Here is an 18,900-nt window from a genome sequence, read left to right as displayed (position 1 = left end):
ACGGAAGCGATTCGGATCGCGGATCGCAGCAACGAAACTCATTTGTTCCTGTTCGCGTCCGGTGGATTGGCTGTTCCCGGTGATCGCCGCATGATTGCAGCGTTTCTTCACAAGAGGGGCATTTGATGAACAGGATTACCATCGCCAGCCGCATCCTTTTGATGATCGGCGCATCCGTCCTGGCTCTGCTTTGGGTCGGTATCGTGGGATTGACCGTAGCCGAGCGGGAAGCTCACGGCATCCGGGCAATCAATGACGAGAGCCTCGCTGGTATCCAAAAGCTGAGCAAGGTTCAGAAGGATGTGCTGATGCTCCGTGGCGCAATCTACGCGCACGTACTCAATACGGATGCTTTCGCGTTCCTCACCTTTGATAAGCGCATTGATGATACGTCCAAGCAGCTTATCCAGTCGCTCAAGGAATACGAAGACTCGATTACAAAGGACGACGACAAGAAGCTCCTTGCGGAAGAAAAAGCCAAAGTGATGGCTTTTATTGACCTCGTCGTAAAAGACATCTTCCCGAAATCCAAATCGAATCAGAAAGCGGATGCCAAAGCGGTTCTCGAGGATCGCGGGTCAACGCTCGGCGATAGCGCGCTTGCAGCACTCGACGCCCACATGGCGGCGAATGAGAAGCGGGCCGCGGAGATTGCCGAGGAGGCCTTTGCCGCGGCCGCAAACGGCCGGGTGTCTTCGATCACGGTCATTATCTCCGGGGTGGTGGCCATCGCGCTTCTCGGACTCTTTCTGCGCGCCAACATCAAATCGTCGTTGAATCAGATCCGGTCGATGGTTGCCAAGGTTGAGAGCGATCTCGATTTCACCGTACGTGTGAAGGTCACGAAGCAAGATGAGATAGGCGAAACGACCGCCGGACTCAACCGCTTGCTCGACAAACTCCAGAGCAATCTGGGATCGATTGCCGAAGGGGCAAAGTCGGTGGCGTCTGCGTCCGATCAGTTGGCGGTTTCTTCCGGCCATGTGGCAAAAGCCTCGCAGCAACAGAGCGAGGCAGCGGCGGCAATGGCGGCGACCGTGGAAGAAATCACGGTGAGCATCAATCACGTTGCGGACCAGGCTCAGGAGGCCAACCGGATTTCCAAGGAGTCCGGTCAACTGGCGAGTACGGGAGAGTTGATCATTGGGCAAGCCGCTACGGGTATTCAGGAGATCGCGTCCACAGTGCATGAAGCGGCGGGACTGATCCACGGCCTGGAACAGCAGAGCCAGCAGATCTCGCAAGTTGTGTCGGTGATCAAGGACGTTGCCGACCAGACCAATCTATTGGCCCTAAATGCCGCCATCGAAGCGGCGCGGGCTGGCGAGCAGGGGCGCGGTTTTGCCGTCGTTGCCGATGAAGTGCGCAAGCTCGCCGAGCGTACCGCCTTATCAACTCAGCAGATTACTCAGACCATCGAGTCAATGCGCAGCAAGGCGGGCGACGCTGTGAACGGCATGCAACTCGTTGTGGACAAGGTTGCAGTCGGGGTTGAGCGCGCGCAGGAAGCCAACAACGCGATAAGCAAGATCGGAGAGGGCAGCCGCCGGGCGGTGTCGATGGTTGAAGAGATCGCTGAGGCGATCCGTGAGCAGGGTTCCGCGACCAACAACATAGCGACGCAGGTCGAGCGCATCGCGCAAATGTCCGAGGAGAGCAACGCAGCGGCCGAGGCCAGCGCCTCCTCAGCTGGAGAGCTGGATCGTTTGGCCAACGACATGCAGCGTGTGGTGGGCGCCTATCGGCTCTGATTTCGCTGCTTGGGAGAGAAGGGGAATCAACCGCGCAGAAGACGGGCAGAAGGGCCTCATTGTCGAAGCCCTCTGCGTCTTCCGCACGGTACTCTCTATAATGGGGTTCCGTATGAGACGGCGCAGCACTATGAACGCGCCCCCCCTGCTTTGTTGTGGACGAGCCAACCGTGGCGGACTCGCCGAATTCCCTGATCGAGCAAGCGCTTAACCCTTCCCGCAGCGTCGTCGTCGAAGCGTGCGCCGGTAGCGGCAAAACATGGCTATTGGCGTCGCGTGTCGTACGCCTGCTGCTGGCCGGTGTCGCCCCCGGCGAGATCCTGGCGATCACGTTTACCCGCAAGGCTGCGCGTGAAATCGAGGAACGAGTGGTCGACTGGCTGCATCTGTTGGCCACCGTACCGGAACCCGAGGCCGCTGCCTTCCTTGCCGAGCGAGGCATCCAGTTCGGGGAAGAGCGGCAGGAGACGCTACGTACCGCCCGCGGCCTCTACGAGCGGGTGTTGACGGCGCAGCCACCGTTGGCTGTGAATACCTTTCACGGTTGGTTCCTGCAACTCGTCGACGCGGCGCCGCTGTCGGCGAACCTCGCTGGGGCGACGTTGGTGGAAACCGACTCCCGCGTCTTTGACGAACTCTGGCAGACGTTCGCAGCCGTTCTTCAAAAGTCGCCAGAAGCGAAGATTACCCAAAGCTTCATCTTCCTGCTCGATACCGTTGGCCTGGACGCGACGCGCCGGTTGGTGCGCCGGGCGCTCGGCCGACGAAGCGAATGGCAGGCCTACGCCGCCGGCGAGGACGCGTCATCCAGGATTGTCGGAGAACTTGGAGAATTACTCGGCGTGGAGGAATGCGGCCAAGCGCTGGACGATTTTTTTACAGACGGTTGGGCCGCGGACTTTCAGGCGTACCTCGGCTTCCTCGAAATGAGCGAGCTGAAGACCGATCAGGATGCGGCGGCAAAGCTGCGTGCGGCATTGGCCGTCGAGACCGGTGGAGAAGGATGCCTAAATGGACTTTGCTCGGCGTTGTTGACTAAGGAGGGTGTCCTCCGTTCGCGCAAACCCGGCGCAGCGCTCGACAAACGCTATACGCCCGTGGGCGCGGCGCGTTTCCTCGAACTCCATGTGCGGCTCGGCGAATCGCTGAGGGAGTGTGTTGAAAAGCTGAAGGCCGAACGCATCCTCGAATTCAATCGACACACAGCGTCCGTGTTTGAGGCATTTCTCGCGCACGTCGACATATTCAAGAAGGACAGGCGACAGATCGATTTCGTCGATGCCGAATGGAATGTCCTGCGCCTTTTGCGCGACGAGGAGACGGCGGCGTTCGTACAGGCGCGGCTCGACGCCCGCTATCGGCATGTGCTGCTCGACGAGTTCCAGGACACTAACCCGCTGCAATGGCAGATTCTTCTTGCCTGGCTTGAAGCTTATTCAGACGCCGTGCGGCCGGTGATCTTCATGGTTGGCGATCCCAAGCAGTCGATCTACCGCTTTCGGCGGGCGGAACCGAGGCTATTCGGCGTGGCCGCCGATTTCCTGGAGCGCGAATACAACGCCGTTCGTTGCGCACAGGACACGACGCGGCGTAATGCCCAGGCCATCGTGGACGTCGTCAACGCGCTCTTCCTCGGTGTGCCGGAATTCTCGCCGTTCCGCGAGCAGGGGTCGCTGGCCGGTCCCTTGCCGGGGCGGGTTGAATTGCTGCCGCTATGCGGGAAAGGCGACGCGCCCGAGATCGAAGAGCGTGAGACCTTGCGTAATCCGTTATTGGAGCCCGATACGGAACCGGAGGACCTGCGTATCCAGCAGGAAGCGGCCGCGCTGGCGACGAAGCTCGGTGAGATCGTCGGGCATACCGGACAGCCCTGGCTGATCGACGAGAGACGAGCGGACGGGCAATCGTATCGGCGTCCGGCACGATACGGCGACATCATGCTCCTCGTGCGGGCCCGCACCAGCCTCGCTAGCTACGAAAAGGCGCTGGCTGCCGCCAGCATTCCGTTTGATGCCGGATCGCGCGGCGGTCTCCTGACGTCGCTTGAAGCCCGTGACGTCGTGGCACTGCTCGAGTTTCTGGTCATGCCGGAGGGCGACCTGAATCTTGCCCATGCGCTGCGTTCCCCGCTGTTCGGTTGCCGTGACGACGAGCTCCTGATCCTGGCCGAACGCCGCGAGGGGTCTTGGTGGCGACGGTTGGTGGCCGTAGCCGCAAGCGACGATGCGCCGCCGCGTCTCGCCCGTGCCGCCCGCCTCCTTGGCGATTGGCTGCAGGCCAGCGACCGTCTGCCGGCGCATGACTTGCTCGATCGCATCTTTCACCAGGGGGAAGTCGTCGAGCGCTATCGACTGGCGGCGCCTGAGTCCTCGCGGGCGGGGGTTGAGGCGAACCTGCGCGCCATGATCGCTCTGGCGCTCGACATTGACGGCGGTCGTTACCCCAGCCTGCCGCGCTTCATTGATGAGCTGCGCGATCTGCGGGATGCCGACGTCAACGACGCGCCCGACGAAGGCGCAATCGACGGACAAGCGGCGGGCGACGGCCGCGTGCGTATTCTCACCATCCACGGCGCGAAAGGTCTCGAAGCGCCTATCGTCTGGCTGCTCGGCGCCAACGGCGTTCCGCGCGCCCAGGAAGCCTGGGACCTGCTCGTCGACTGGCCGCCCGAGGATTCGGCGCCGCGGCATGTCTCGTTCTATGGCTGCAAGGAGGATCGAGGGGCGGCGCGACAGGCGATGTTCGAGCAGGAGGCCGCCGCGGCAAAGCGTGAGGAGTTGAACCTTCTGTACGTGGCGATCACGCGGGCACGCCAGGTGTTTTTTGCCAGCGGTATCGAGAACGCGCGCGATAGCGACGAGACACCGTATCGGCGGCTTGAAGCCGCAGTGCGTAAGCTCGGCGGCGCAACGGCCTATGGCGACGAATGGCCCCGAGCCATAGGCGAACCCGCCGGTGAGCGGGCGGCGTCCGAGCCTTCTCCCGCTCCCGCCATGCCGGTTGTGGGTGAGCGCCGGGAGACGCCCGACGCCGCTGAACGTTTCGGAATCCTTCTGCATGCGCTGCTCGAACGGCGTACCGGAGGGAACGCACAACATGGATGGTGGCGGAAGATGGGATTCAGTGACCCCGAGTATCAACGGGTCGTGCCGGTTGCCGAACGCTTGCTGCAGGCGGCGCCGCTGCAGCGCTTCTTCGACCCGACACGGTTCCGCCGGGCCTGGAACGAGGTTGAACTGACGAGCGCCGTCGGCGAGGTGCGGCGAATTGACCGCCTAGTCGAGTTCGACGACGAGATCTGGGTCCTCGATTACAAGAGCTCGCATGGTGATACGTCGCGCATCGCCGATTATCGAGAGCAGGTGACCGCTTATTGCCGTACCGTGAGTGAGGTTTTCCCTGACCGGAAGGCACGCGGCATGCTGGTATTTTCTGACGCCTCGCTGGTCGAAGTGTGATTCGGCGACGACGGCCGTGGCTTTTCCGTCTAGGCGGGATGGACTAGGATTCGAGCCGAAGCGGCCTCGCCGGGGCTGGACGGTTGCGCGGGTAAAGGAGGCGCAGCGGGATACGCGGTGCAAATAACACCCGTTGCGGTGGGGGCGTGCGACGAATTGAAATTGGGGGGATAGTGGAAAGGATCTGGCTTCAAAGTTATCAGCCGGGCGTGCCTGCCGAAGTGGATGTCCGAGAATACGAATCGCTCGGCCACCTCTTCGAGTCGAGTGTTGCTCGCTTCCGCGACCGGGTGGCCTACATTTGCATGGGCGCGCGCATTACGTACGGCGAACTCGACAAACTCTCGCGGTATTTTGCTGGGTACCTGCAGAACGAACTAAAGCTGCCCAAGGGGTCACGCATCGCAATCATGATGCCGAATGTGCTCCAGTACCCGATTTGCATGTTCGGGGCTTTGCGGGCGGGATACATCGTGGTCAACTGCAACCCGATGTACATGCCGCGCGAGCTGGAACATCAGCTATCGGACTCGGGCGCCGAGACGATCGTCATTCTCGAAAACTTCGCCCACACGCTGGCAGAAGTCATCACTTCGACACCGGTCAGGAACGTTGTGATTGCGCGCCTCGGCGATATGCTCGGCATCGTCAAGGGACCGGCGGTGAACTTCGTCGTCAAGTACATCAAGCGCCTTGTCCGGCCGTGGGCGATACCGAACGCGGTCGACTTCAACCTTGCTCTCGCCCGCGGCGGGCGCGTGGGGTTCAAGCCTCTCCCGGTATTTTCCGATGACCTCGCCTTTCTCCAATACACGGGTGGCACAACGGGAGTTTCCAAGGGGGCGATGCTGAGCCATCGCAATATCCTGGCGAACGTGGCGCAAGCGCATGCCTGGGTCAAGTCGGTGGTGCTCGAGGATGGTGAGTTCGTGGTGACGGCGTTGCCGCTGTATCACATTTTCGCCATGACGGCGAACTGCTTTATGTTCATCAAGGTTGGGGGGACGAATCTCCTCATCACGAACCCCCGCGATATTCCCGGCTTTGTCTCCGAACTCTCGCGCTACCGGTTTACGATCATCACCGGCGTCAACACCTTGTTCAACGGCCTGCTCAATAACGAGCGTTTCGCACGGCTCGATTTCAGCCATATGAAGGTCTCTCTCGGCGGCGGTACCGCGGTGCAGCGTTCGGTCGCCGAGCGCTGGAAGAAGGTGACGGGCAAGCCGCTCGTAGAGGCCTATGGACTGACCGAGACCTCCCCCGCGGCGACGATCAATCCTATCGACATACCGGAGCACAATGGCTCGATCGGCCTGCCGATTCCATCGACCGAGGTCGCCATACGTGATGACAACGGCGTCGACGTGCCGCTTGGGGAGCGCGGCGAACTCTGCGTTCGCGGGCCGCAGGTGATGAAGGGTTACTACAACCAGTCAGAGGAGACGGCGAACGTTTTCATGCCGGATGGTTTTTTGCGCACTGGCGACATCGTGGTGATGGACGAGAGGGGCTATTTGCGCATCGTCGATCGCAAGAAGGACATGATCATCGTCTCGGGCTTCAACGTCTATCCGACGGAGATCGAGGACGTGCTGATGATGCATCCGGCTGTCCTCGAGGCCGCTGCGATCGGCGTACCGGACGATAAAACGGGAGAGGCAGTAAAGGCCTTCGTCGTTCGCAAGGAGGGTAGCGTCGAGGCCGCCGAACTCATCGCGCATTGCCGGAAACTTCTCACCCGCTACAAGGTACCGAGCCGAATTGAATTCCGTGATACCTTGCCCAAGACCAACCTCGGCAAAGTGTTGCGCCGTGCGTTGCGCGAAGAGCAATCGGCACAGGGAAAAGCCGGTTGAGATTCCTCGTGCGGCTGCCCGTTTGTTAAGCAGTACCGACGAGCCCCCGATGGGGCAAGGCGTTCGTCGGCGAGAACACAACAAGCACACAGAGTTATCCACAGTTTTTGTGGGTAAATGGCGGTAAAGGGTGCGAGTGGGAATTTGCTCGTTGCGTTACGTGCCCGAGAAGCGGCACAGCCGAAATAGAAAGAAGAAAAGACCGGATCATGTGGAAGTCGATCATTGCCATCGCACTTGGCGCTGCGCTCGGGGCGTTGCTTCGTTGGCAACTGGGTGCCAAGCTGAACGCGCTCTTTCCCACCGTGCCGCCCGGTACGGTCGCCGCGAATCTTGTCGGCGCCTATGTCATCGGTCTCGGCATCGCCTTCTTCGCGACGTATGCCGCCGTTCCACCGGAATGGCGACTATTCATCATCACTGGTTTCTGCGGAGGGCTTACCACCTTTTCGACTTTCTCGGCCGAGGTCACGACGTTGCTTCAACAAGGGCGCATCAGTTGGGCCTTCGCTGCCGTGGGCGTGCACGTCGTTGGCTCCGTGCTGATGACATTTGCGGGCATGGGTACGATTTACCTGCTGCGCCGTTGATACGGCAAAGACCAATCGCGCAAGGAGGAGAGTGGCATGGAAGACTCGGGAACCTTTCTCCGTTTCTACGTAGACGAGAACCAGAGCCACGGCTCTGTCCTGCTTTGGGAGTGGCTGCTGGAGACAGCGAACGCGCTCGGAGTACGCGGCGGCTCGGCGTTTCGGGCCGTCGGCGGTTTCGGCCGGCGGCACGCCGTGCATGAGCGCCGCTTCTTTGAACTCGCTGGAGGCACAGGAATCGAGGTCGAATTCATCGTCAGCGATAAAGAGGCCGAGCAGTTGTTGCGCCAGGTGAGCGACGCAGGCCTGCGCGTTTTTTATGCGCGCATACCAGCGCATTTCGGCGTTACCGAGGCAAAGAACTAAAAATGCCTTCGGCATTTTGTTTGCGTCGACTGGTGACACGATGATCGCGGCTCGAGTTGCGCTGTAGCGACAAAAAGTCCGCATGGCAAGATCTGCGCGGCTTTACGGTGCCAACTCCGCCGGCATTCCGTTGTATACTCTCGCCTTTCTCTGTTTCTCCACAGCGTTTCTTTATCAACTTCTGCAATGGAAATTTAAAATGGCCAAAGTCGAAAAAGCCACATCCACCAAGAAAGCCGCTCCCGCCAAAACAGCTGCTCCCGCCAAGAAGGCCGTCGCGGTGAAGAAGGCTGTCGTCGCCAAGAAGGCCGCACCGGCCAAGGCTGCTCCTGCTAAGAAGGCAGTTCCCGCCAAGAAGGCAGCTCCCGCTAAGAAAACCGTCGCAGCGAAGAAAGTGGCTGCAGCGCCTTTCGTTAAGATCAGCAAGATTGTCGGCCGTCAGATCCTCGACTCGCGCGGCAACCCGACCGTTGAAGTCGACATCCTGCTCGACAATGGCTTCCTGGCCCGCGCCGCCGTTCCATCGGGCGCATCCACCGGCGAATTCGAAGCGTGCGAACTGCGCGATGGCAACAAGAAGGTGTACCTCGGCAAGGGCGTCCTGAAAGCCGTGAATGCGGTGAACGGCCCGATCGCCAAGCTGCTCAAGGGCAAGAATCCGCTCGATCAACGTGCGCTCGACGAGGCGATGATCGCCCTCGACGGCACGCCCAACAAGTCCAAGCTCGGCGCCAATGCGCTGCTCGGCGCCTCGATGGCCATCACGGTTGCCGCGGCGAACGTAAGCAAGATGCCGCTGTGGAAGTACATCGGCAAACTGCACAAGAACCGCGAGTTCGTGTTGCCGACCCCGATGGCGAACATCATCAACGGCGGCAAGCACGCTGACAACCTGATCGACTTCCAGGAATTCATGATCATGCCGGTGGGCGCGAAGACCTTCTCGCAAGGTCTGCAATGGATCACCGAAGTGTTCCATGCGCTGAAGAGCATCCTGAAGAAGGGCGGCCACGTCACCGCCGTCGGCGACGAAGGCGGCTTCGCTCCGAACCTCTCGAACGACCAAGCGCTCGAAGTCATCATGCAAGCGATCGAAGCCGCGGGCTACAAGGCCGGCAAGCAGATCGCCATCGCCCTCGATTGCGCGTCCTCGGAGCTGTTCGACGAAGGCAAGCGCGAAGGCTACAAGTTCTGGAAGTCGAACCCCGAGAAGCTGTTCACCGCCGACGACATGATCGCCAAGTACGAAGAGTGGGTGAAGAAGTACCCGATCGTATCGATCGAAGACGGCCTCGACCAGAACGACTGGGAAGGCTACGTGAAGTTTACGAAGGCCCTCGGCAAGAAGGTGCAGATCGTCGGCGACGACTTCTTCGTCACCAACCCGGGCCGCCTGAAGAAGGGCATCGGCATGGGCGCCGCCAATGCGATCCTGATCAAGGTCAACCAGATCGGTACCGTTACCGAAACCCTGGATGCCATCAAGATGGCGCAGAAGGCCGGCTACGGCGTGATCTCGTCGCACCGCTCCGGTGAAACCGAAGACTCGTTCATCGCCGACCTCGCTGTCGGTACGGGTGCCGGCCAGATCAAGACGGGTTCGCTGTCGCGTACGGATCGCATCTGCAAGTACAACCAATTGCTCCGTATCGAAGAACAACTCGCCGCCAAGGCTCTCTACAAGGGCCAGAAGTCGATCAAGGGCGCCGGTTTCTAACCGATTCACCTCGTTCGCTAAGAAAGCACCGCTTCGGCGGTGCTTTTTTTTTGGCCGTGCGCCGGCTACCTGCCACGATGATCCGCTCACAGCTTCTGCGTCAATTCGATAGAGCATGGCAGTCCTTGCGAAGTGCCGGGAGTGGTGATTCGGCTGCAGCAGCATGCAGGACGATTTACGTCGTTGCCCGCGATTCGCGTATACCTTTGTACGGCTGCTTGCTTTTACCGTCGTGGCTTACGTGCTGCGTCCCATCGATCTGAATCCCGATTTCATCCCGATCCTCGCCGCAGTCGATCGTCAGATCAAGCGCGAGCCAACGTCGCCGAATCCGGTTTTCAAGCCGAACGTCTATAATCGTCCGACTACCAAACGTCATTCGGGGGCGACATGCCATCAGGTTTTTGCGGTGGGCTTCGGCTGTTGTTCACTATCATCTTCGGGGCGGCGGCCGTTGCTTCGTCGCATGCCGAAGGGATACGGCAGTTCACGCCGCAGGGTGTAGTTGACCGGCAGGTCCGGGCCACGGCCGTGTTTACCTCGGAGATGGTTTTGCTCGGGCAATCCGATGCGCTGCCTCCGTTCGATGTCGACTGCGGAGTCGTAAAGGGCAAGGGGCGCTGGACAGACGGGCGTTCATGGTCGTTCGTGCTCGAACGTCCGTTGGTACCCGGCGAGCGCTGCGATTTTCGACTCAAGTCCGGGTTGAAGACGCGCGGTGGAGAGGCCGTGGCGAGCCCCGCTTCGTACGCCTTCTTCGCGCCGGGGCCATGGCCGCGGTCGCTGACGCCTCGGCCGGGAGCGGCGATCGAGGAGGATCAGGCGTTTCTCATCGAAGCGAGCGGTACGCTGAAACGCGCGTCGGTAGAGAGCAACGTGTGGTGCGAAGCCGACGGCATCGGCAACCGCATTCCCGTTCGCGTCGAACCTGAGGCGACGCGGGACGCTGTTGCGGCCTCAATGCACCGGGAGGTGAAGCCCGGGACACTGCTTCTCTCGTGTGCGGAGCGTCTGCCGGCCGGGGCGAAGATGCGGCTCGTGTGGGGGAAGGGTGTTGAGTCGGACTCGGGAGCGAGGACGAGCCGAGGCGAGAGTTTCACGTACACGGTGCGCGAGCCGTTTCGCGCGACCTTCACCTGCGAGCGCGAGAAGCCCACGGCGCCTTGCTCTCCGCTTTCGGATTTGCGTATCCAGTTTTCGGCGCCCGTGGACGCGACGCGTGTTGCCGGAGCGCGCCTCATCACCGCGGAAGGGAGCCGTTCGCCCGCCGCATCGGGTGGCGAGAGTGGCCAGCCGAATACGGTGAGCGAGGTCATGTTCGCCAAGCCATTGCCGCAGAACGCGGAGTTGCGCATCGAATTGCCGGCCGGGCTGAAGGATGAAACGGGGCGGGCGCTCGAAAACGCCGCCAGTTTCCCGCTACGCATCCGTATCGGCACGCTGCCGCCGCTTGCAAAGTTCCAGGGCGCTTTCGGCATTCTCGAACTGAAAGAAGGCGGCGTGCTGCCCGTCGCGTTGCGGCACGTCGAGGCACGCCTGCCGGTCGGGAACCTGCGCCTGCCGGCGGCAGACGCCCATCGCTTTTCCGACCAACGCCTGACCGACGACGGCAACGTGATCGCTGCGATCAACGCGTTGGAGCGTTTTGAACAGCAAACGCGCAAAGTGAAGGTTGGGCAGGGAAAGGAGCAATACGAGGCGGAAGATCCCTATTACGCACGCGAATTGCCTTTCCTGCAGGGCAAGAGCGGTGTCGAGCGCCGCGAACTGCCGGCACCGCGCGAGGGCGACGCATGGAAGGAGACTGAAGTCGTCGGGGTCCCGCTCGCCAAGCCCGGGTTCCATATCGTCGAGATCGAAAGCCGACTGCTCGGCGAAGCCTTGCTTGCTTCTCCGCGACCGATGTACGTGCGGGCCTCGGCGCTCGTCACCAACATGGCGGTTCATCTGAAGCGCGGCAATGACAACGGACTTGTTTGGGTGACGACGCTCGATACGGGGAAACCGGTTGCCGGGGCCGAAGTGCGCGTGTCCGATTGCGGCGGAAAATCGCTCTGGCAGGGGCGCACCGACGCACAGGGGCGCGCGCTCGTGGATGTCGCGCTGCCGGTCCCGGACTGCCGGGGGACGAGCTACCTCTTTGCCAGCGCCCGCCTGGGTGAGGATTACAGCTTCGTCCGATCGGATTGGAACGAGGGCATCGAGTCTTGGCGGTTTGGCGTGGAAACCTGGGGCGAGGCGGAGCCGCGCAAGATTCACACGGTTTTCGACCGCAGTTTGTTGCGCGCCGGGCAGATCGTCTCGATGAAACACATTGCGCGCGAGCGCACCAGCCGAGGCTTCGCTTTTCCCGAGCCGGGCGCCTTGCCTGGGCAGATGATCATTCGCCATGCGGGAAGCGGGGACGAATTCCGGCAGGCGGTTACCTGGGACCGGCGCGGCGTGGCAACGAGCCAGTGGACGATTCCTGCGTCGGCCAAGCGCGGCGTATATACAGTCGAACTCGCCGCGGCGAACGAAGCAAAGGGACGAGACGTCGGCGGTGCTGTGGAGAGCGGCAGCTTCACGGTCTCCGATTTCCGGCTGCCAGCCTTCACGGGCAGCGTGCAGGGAGTTCCGGATCGCCTCATCGCGCCGAAGGATATACCGCTGGCGCTCGGTCTTTCCTTCCTCAATGGAGGTGTCGCCAAGGGGGCGAAGGTCGAGGTCTCCGCCACGCTGCGTCCGCGGTGGCCGGAGTACAAGGGGTACGACGGATTCCAGTTTACGGTCGACTTCGATTCCGAAGGGCGTTCCGCCTTCGCCGTCGATGACGGACGCGAGCGGGAACAACTCGTCGCCAACCGCCTGCCCGTCACGCTGGACCAGACGGGGGCCGGAAAACTGTCCGTCGCGTTGCCCGCGCGCATCAAAGGGCCGAGCGAGCTGTACACCGAAATGACGTTCGCCGACCCGACCGGCGAGGTGCAAACGATCCACGGCTCGGTCGAACTTGCACCTTCCGGTTTCGTCGCCGGAATCCGAGTCAAGGACTGGGCTTCGGTGCGCGATAAGGGCGCGGTCGAACTGCTCGTGCTCGATACCGCTGGCAAGCCGGTCGCCGATGCGCCGATAAAGCTCGCAGCCAAACGACGCATCGACTACAGCCACCGGAAAAGGATCGTCGGTGGGTTCTACGCCTACGAACACCACAGCGAGTTCAAGGACATTGGAGAAATCTGCCGTGGCCGCACCGATGCGCGCGGCAAGTTTGTCTGCACAGTCGAAAGCAGCGAAGCCGGCAACGTTTATCTGCTCGCTGAAACGCAAGACGCAGCGGGCAACGTGGCCTATGCAGGAACGAGCTATTGGGTGGCCGGAAGCGGTGACCTGTGGTTCACCGCCGGCAACCAGGACCGCATCGACGTGATTCCCGAGAAGCACGGCTACGCACCGGGAGAGACCGCGCGCCTGCAAGTACGCACGCCGTTCCGCGAGGCGACAGCGTTGGTCTCGATCGAAGCAGGCGGGATCATCGAAACCCACGTGCGACGGCTGTCGCGTTTCAAGCCGGTGATCGAACTGCCGATCAAGGGTGAATGGGGCCCCAACGTCTTCGTTTCGGTGCTCGCGGTGCGCGGGCGCGTCGAGCCACTCAAATGGTATTCGTTCTTCTCGTGGGGATGGCGCGAGCCCGTCGCGTGGTTCCGTGAGTGGTGGAACCCGGCACAGCCGACGGCCATGGTCGACCTCGCCAAGCCGGCTTACAAGATCGGTCTGGCGAGCCTCGATATCGGCATAGATGCCTTCAAGCTCAAGGTCGAGGTGTCGCCGGAGAAAACGGTGTACGTGCCGCGCGACAAGATGCGGGTCGGTTTGCGCGTGACCCAGCCCGACGGAAAGCCGGTTCCCGCGGGGACCGAAATCGCTTTCGCCGGCGTCGATCAGGCGTTGCTCGAATTGAGACCGAACGAAAGCTGGAATCTGCTCGAAGCGATGCTGCCGCGGCGCGCCTATGCCGTGGAAACGGCGACAGCTCAATCGCAGGTCGTGGGCAAACGGCATTTCGGCAAGAAAGCTGTGCCACCTGGCGGCGGCGGCGGTCGCGCACCTGCGCGTGAGCTCTTCGATACCCTTCTGTTATGGAATCCTCGTGTGGCCTTGGACGACACGGGGCGGGCGACGATCGACGTGCCGCTCAACGACGCGCTCAGCGAATTCAAGTTAGTGGCCGTCGCCGATGCCGGTGCCGGCCTCTTCGGCACGGGGGCGGCAAGCGTGCGCACCCGGCAGGACGTGCAGCTCATTTCGGGATTGCCGCCGTTGGTGCGCGAGAAGGACCGCTTCTCGGCCCTGCTAACGTTGCGTAACGGAACGGCTCGCGCGATAACCGTTGCCGTCTCCGCGCAAGCCGGTGGGCGGGCCTTGGAAACACGTGAGGTGAAACTGGCGGCCGAAAGTGCCGCCGAACTGACCTGGCCTGTGGAGGCTCCGGAGGGCGAAACGTCGCTTGCTTGGGAGTTCGAAGCGGTCGAGAAGGGCGGCGCCGGCAAGGACCGGCTGCGCGTCGTGCAACAGGTGGCGCCGGCGGTGCCGGTCACCGTGCAACAGGCGACATTCGCCCGTGTGGATGGCAAGCTCGAGACGGGCGTCGCCGTTCCACCGGGAGCCGTGACCGGAAAGTCAGGAGGGGGAACGGGCGCGGTGGCGCGCGGTGGAATCGAAGTCAGCCTGTCGTCGCGGCTTTCCGCGCCGCCGCCAGGTTTGCGGCGCTTCTTCGCCGATTACCCATTCGTCTGCCTCGAACAGAAAGCCTCGGTCGCGATCGGTCTCCACGATGAGGCGCGCTGGCGGCAGCTCGTCGAAGCGTTGCCGACGTATCTCGATGCCAACGGTCTTGCCCGCTATTTCCCGGGAGACGACGTCGATGGCAGTCCTGTGCTTACGGCATATTTGCTTTCCGCGACGCAAGCGGCGGGTTTTGTCCTGCCGCCGGATACGGCACAGCGTATGGAGCGCGGCTTGGCGGCCTTCGCCGAGGGGCGCATCAAGCCGGCGCACTGGTCGCCGCAGGCCGATCTGGTGGTGCGCAAGCTCGCCGCGATCGAAGCCCTCACGCGCCGCGGGCATGCACCGGCGTCGGCCGTATCGAGTCTGGAGATCGAGCCGGCACGCTTGCCGACGTCGGCCCTGATCGACTGGTACCTCATTGCCAAGCGCATGGAAAAGCTGCCGCAAAGAGCGGCTAAGCTTGCCGCCGTGGAGCGCGAGATTCGCAACCGGCTCTCCTATCTCGGCGGGCGTCTGGTGTTCACCAGCGAGCGCTCGGACTACTGGTGGTGGTTGATGGTCAACGGAGACGCCAATGCCTTCCGGCTGATCGAGGCGGTGATCGACGATCCGGCCTGGAAGGAGGATCTACCGGCGGTATTGCAGGGCGCCATGTTGCGCCAGCAGCGCGGGCGTTGGCTGACGACCGTAGCGAACGTGTGGGCGACGATCGCGCTCGACCGCTTCGGGCATTCCTTCGAGGCCGATGAAGTGAACGGGACGACGAGTGTTGCTCTAGGCCCGACTCCGATACAGAACTTCGCGTGGCCAACGAAGGCCGAGCCCGAATCCGCGAACCGCGTGCTCGTCCCATGGCCCGCGAATGCGGCCGCCGCGAACGCGCAAACGCTGAGCGTCGCGCATGCGGGTGAGGGCAAGCCGTGGGCAGCGATCCAGGTGCTGGCGGCGGTGGCGGTGAAGGAGGCGCGCAGTAACGGCTTCAGCGTCAAGCGAGAAGTCTTCCCGGTGCAGGAGAAAGTACCTGGCAAGGCTTCGCGCGGCGACGTTTGGCGGGTGCGCCTCACCGTCGACTCTGAGCAGGAAATGAGCTGGGTGGTGGTGAATGATCCGATTCCGTCGGGCGCACGCATCCTCGGCGAAGGCGATGGGCGCGACTCGCGTATCGCCACCATGCCCGGTAGCGAGGAGCCCGGTACAAAGCGTGCCGAACGCCCGGAAAATCATGCCTGGCCGGCGTATGTCGAGCGTACGTTCGACGCCTTCCGTGCGTACTACAGCTATGTGCCGCGGGGGAAGTTCACCGTCGAATACACTGTGCGTCTGAGCAACGCCGGCGAGTTCGCTCTGCCAGCCACCCGGGCCGAAGCGATGTATGCGCCGGAGGTGTTCGGGGAGGTGCCGAACAAGGCGATCGTCGTGAGCGAGTGAGGGGCAACGTGGAACATCGATCATTCAACATTGACGAACGCTTTTCTAAGCTGCCGGATCGACAGTTGCGTCCTCGGCGCAACCGGCGTCAAATAGGCCACACGCAAAGCAAGGAGACCTGAAGATGGGAATCATCTGGACGCTCGTTCTCGGTTTCGTCATCGGCGTGTTCGCCAAGCTGTTGCACCCGGGCAAGGAGAACATGGGGTTTCTAGCGACGATCCTCCTCGGCATTGCCGGATCGTTCACCGCTGGCATCGCCGGTCAGATGCTTGGGTGGTACCGCGCGGGCGAAGGGGCCGGCTTCATCGCGTCGGTGATCGCGGCCATCATCCTGCTCGTCATCTACGGCAAGTTGCGCCAACGTCCGTAGAGTCTAGAGTCGGACCCATCAGTATCTCGCCCCATGGACGTCTTGCAATCCCTGGCCCTGGCGGGCGGCATGGCATGGGCCAGCGGGATGCGGCTCTACGCCGTGGTGTTCGCAGCCGGACTCCTCGGCCGGCTCGGATATCTCGACTTGCCTTCGACCTTGCAGGCGCTGGAGAATCCTTGGGTTCTTGGCCTTTCTGGAACGCTGCTGGTGGTCGAGTTCTTGGCCGACAAAATCCCTGTGGTCGACTCAGTCTGGGACAGTGTGCAGACGCTGATCCGTATTCCGTCAGGCGCTTTGCTCGCAGCGCTCGCATTGGGCGATCACGATCCCGCGTGGATGCTTGCGGCCGGCTTGCTCGGCGGTACGTTGACCGCCGGCATGCACGCGGCGAAGGCGAGCGGTCGGGCGCTCGTCAACACGTCGCCGGAACCGTTCTCGAACTTCGCCGTCTCGCTGGGTGAAGACGTGGCGGCCGCAGCGGGAATGTCGGCGGCGGTATTTTTCCCAGGGTTTTTCCTGGTGTTTCTCGGCGTCTTCGTGTTATTTCTGCTGTGGCTGCTACCAAAGATCATCCGCGGGGTTGTCGGCGTTTTTCGCACGCTGACCGGGCGCCGAAGCTAGAAACCCTCCCGTCGTCATTCTTATCTTTGAGGTGCACTCGAGGTTCCCGGTGACGTTCATCGGGAACGTGCCGTTTTCCCGGATACAATCCGCTCGATTTGCCGTTTCCATCTCCGATCGTCCTGAACCCCACAAATCCAAAAAAAGCCCGTCGCAATGAAAGTCAATCTTCCCGTAACCAACACCGAAACGCTGCTGCCCGAAGGCGAATTCATCTATTCCAGCACCGACCTCAAGGGCGTGATTGTCGAAGCGAACCAAGCTTTTGCCGACGTCAGCAATTACACGCGTGAGGAGATGATCGGTCAGTCGCATAACCTCGTTCGCCACCCTGACATGCCGCCCGAGGCCTTTGCCGATATGTGGCGCGATCTGAAGGCCGGACGGCCCTGGCGTGGCATCGTCAAGAACCGGCGCAAGGACGGCGGGTTTTACTGGGTGGTGGCCAACGTTTCGCCGGTTCGCGAAGGCGGTCGGGTGACCGGTTATCAGTCGGTGCGTTCGCGGCCGTCGCGGCAGGAAATCGCCGCCGCCGAGAACGGCTACAAGAGGGTTGTCGCAGGCGAAAAGTCGCTGCGCGTTCAGCATGGCCGCCTGCTGCGGAACCGGCCGGCCTGGCTGGTTTGGTTGATGTCCTTGCAGGCGCAGATGTCTTTGATCGGGGCCGCCGCCTTGTTGACGGCCGCGGACCTGGCAAGCCGCGAACTCGGCGGACCGGCCTTGCCCGCCAGTGTGGCGGTGCCGATCGCCGTCCTAACCATTGTTTACGGGTTGTTCTTCCTGTTCTACTACGCACCGAGGACATGGCGCGACCTCGAAGATACGTCACAATGGATCGAGGGCGTTCTACGCAGCGGCGATTTGGACAAACGTTTCGATATCGATCGTAGCGACATCATCGGCAGCATCGCGCGCAAGGTCGACAAATTTGCTTCCTGGGTCCAGGCGACGTTGCAGGGAATCGCCGATACCGCGAAACAACTTGCCTCGGCGGCAGGCGATGTCGACGGCGGCATGAAAGTATCCCATGAGTCGGCGCAACAGCAGAGCGAAGCGACGTCCGCCGCGGCGGCCGCGATTGAGGAAGTCACCGTTTCGATCGGAGAAGTGGCTGAGCACGCAAAGTTGACGAAGGAGAAGGCGGCGCAGACGGGTGACGTCTCGCAGCAAGGAGCTCAAATCACGCACGATGCGAGCCGGACGATCGAATCGCTGGCGGCCACCGTGCGTGAAACGGCAGAGCATGTCGAATCGCTTGGCCACCGTTCCGAAGAGATCGGGCGCGTGACGAGCGTGATCAAGGAAATCGCCGAGCAGACAAACCTCCTGGCGCTCAATGCGGCGATCGAAGCCGCGCGCGCCGGCGAGCAGGGCCGCGGTTTCGCCGTCGTCGCTGATGAGGTGAGAAAGCTTGCCGAGCGTACGACGCGTGCGACGCAGGAGATCGGGAAGATGACGGAGAGCATCCAGGCCGAGACGCGGACAGCGGTCGAAAGCATGCGCGCCGGTGCGCAGAAGGTGTCCGAAGGCGTCCAGCTCGTCACCTCGGCGGAGGAAACGCTGCGCGAGATCAACGTCGAGATGGCGAGCACGATGCAGATGGTCAATGAGATTTCGCACGCCTCCGAACAGCAGCAAACGGCGATGACCGAGATGGCGCAGAACGTCGAACGGGTGGCGACCATGACCGAACAGAATGTGGGCGTTGTGACCCAGACGAAGGCGACGGTCGAAACGCTCAATGCGGTCGTTCAACGGATGAACAAGGCGGTTTCGCAGTACGGCGTTTGATCCCGACAGCCCTTATTTTGCCGCCCCGGAACCTGCCGGCATACCAGAATGCGTCGGCTGCGCCAGTGGCGTCGGCTCCCCCTTATTGAGCCGACGCCCACCCAGCAGAGCGGGGAGTCCAAACCCGCCCCGGCGCTCCTCCCTGACCCGACTAATCCCTTTCGTTATCCTGA

At 62.0% G+C, this 18,900-nt stretch carries 11 protein-coding genes; all 11 read left to right on the top strand.

Annotation, left to right across the window (positions count from 1 at the left end):
* Positions 1 to 125 precede the first annotated feature (125 nt).
* The 11 genes from NZ453_RS02650 (at position 126) to NZ453_RS02605 (ending at position 18,727) form a co-directional block, all read left to right on the top strand.
* Positions 126 to 1,751 carry a methyl-accepting chemotaxis protein gene (locus NZ453_RS02650; RefSeq protein ID WP_263768768.1) on the top strand — a complete coding sequence of 542 codons (1,626 nt, stop codon included), beginning with the start codon at positions 126 to 128 and terminating at the stop codon, positions 1,749 to 1,751.
* A 170-nt stretch (positions 1,752 to 1,921) separates the two neighbouring features.
* Positions 1,922 to 5,209 carry a UvrD-helicase domain-containing protein gene (locus tag NZ453_RS02645; RefSeq protein WP_263768767.1) on the top strand — a complete coding sequence of 1,096 codons (3,288 nt, stop codon included), beginning with the start codon at positions 1,922 to 1,924 and terminating at the stop codon, positions 5,207 to 5,209.
* Positions 5,210 to 5,382: 173 nt separating this feature from the next.
* On the top strand, positions 5,383 to 7,068 hold the full coding sequence (locus NZ453_RS02640; RefSeq protein WP_263768766.1) for an AMP-binding protein: 1,686 nt from the start codon (positions 5,383 to 5,385) through the stop codon (positions 7,066 to 7,068).
* Positions 7,069 to 7,277: 209 nt separating this feature from the next.
* A complete protein-coding gene (crcB, locus tag NZ453_RS02635; RefSeq protein WP_263768764.1) occupies positions 7,278 to 7,658 on the top strand; it encodes a fluoride efflux transporter CrcB in 381 nt (126 codons plus the stop codon).
* Positions 7,659 to 7,694: 36 nt separating this feature from the next.
* Positions 7,695 to 8,024 carry a DUF190 domain-containing protein gene (locus NZ453_RS02630; RefSeq protein ID WP_263768762.1) on the top strand — a complete coding sequence of 110 codons (330 nt, stop codon included), beginning with the start codon at positions 7,695 to 7,697 and terminating at the stop codon, positions 8,022 to 8,024.
* 199 nt (positions 8,025 to 8,223) lie between these two features.
* Positions 8,224 to 9,741 carry a phosphopyruvate hydratase gene (eno, locus tag NZ453_RS02625; RefSeq protein WP_263768761.1) on the top strand — a complete coding sequence of 506 codons (1,518 nt, stop codon included), beginning with the start codon at positions 8,224 to 8,226 and terminating at the stop codon, positions 9,739 to 9,741.
* A gap of 163 nt (positions 9,742 to 9,904) precedes the next feature.
* Complete coding sequence (locus tag NZ453_RS22100; protein WP_420851586.1) at positions 9,905 to 10,246, top strand: DUF1232 domain-containing protein; 342 nt, start codon at positions 9,905 to 9,907, stop codon at positions 10,244 to 10,246.
* Positions 10,132 to 15,939: an alpha-2-macroglobulin family protein gene (locus tag NZ453_RS02620; protein WP_263768760.1), complete on the top strand. Its 5,808-nt coding sequence runs from the start codon at positions 10,132 to 10,134 to the stop codon at positions 15,937 to 15,939. Before NZ453_RS22100 ends, NZ453_RS02620 begins: the two co-directional genes overlap by 115 nt.
* A 124-nt stretch (positions 15,940 to 16,063) precedes the next feature.
* Entirely contained in the window at positions 16,064 to 16,312 is a 249-nt protein-coding gene (locus NZ453_RS02615; protein WP_263768759.1) for a GlsB/YeaQ/YmgE family stress response membrane protein, read from the top strand.
* A 33-nt stretch (positions 16,313 to 16,345) separates the two neighbouring features.
* Positions 16,346 to 16,936, top strand: coding sequence for a DUF4126 domain-containing protein (locus tag NZ453_RS02610; protein ID WP_263768758.1), 591 nt, complete (start codon positions 16,346 to 16,348; stop codon positions 16,934 to 16,936).
* Positions 16,937 to 17,092: 156 nt separating this feature from the next.
* Positions 17,093 to 18,727 carry a methyl-accepting chemotaxis protein gene (locus NZ453_RS02605; RefSeq protein WP_263768757.1) on the top strand — a complete coding sequence of 545 codons (1,635 nt, stop codon included), beginning with the start codon at positions 17,093 to 17,095 and terminating at the stop codon, positions 18,725 to 18,727.
* Positions 18,728 to 18,900: the final 173 nt, after the last annotated feature.

Source organism: Propionivibrio soli, assembly GCF_025770765.1.
In the GTDB taxonomy this organism is placed as follows: Bacteria; Pseudomonadota; Gammaproteobacteria; order Burkholderiales; family Rhodocyclaceae; genus Propionivibrio; species Propionivibrio soli.
This window is presented reverse-complemented; position numbering and strand designations above follow the sequence as displayed.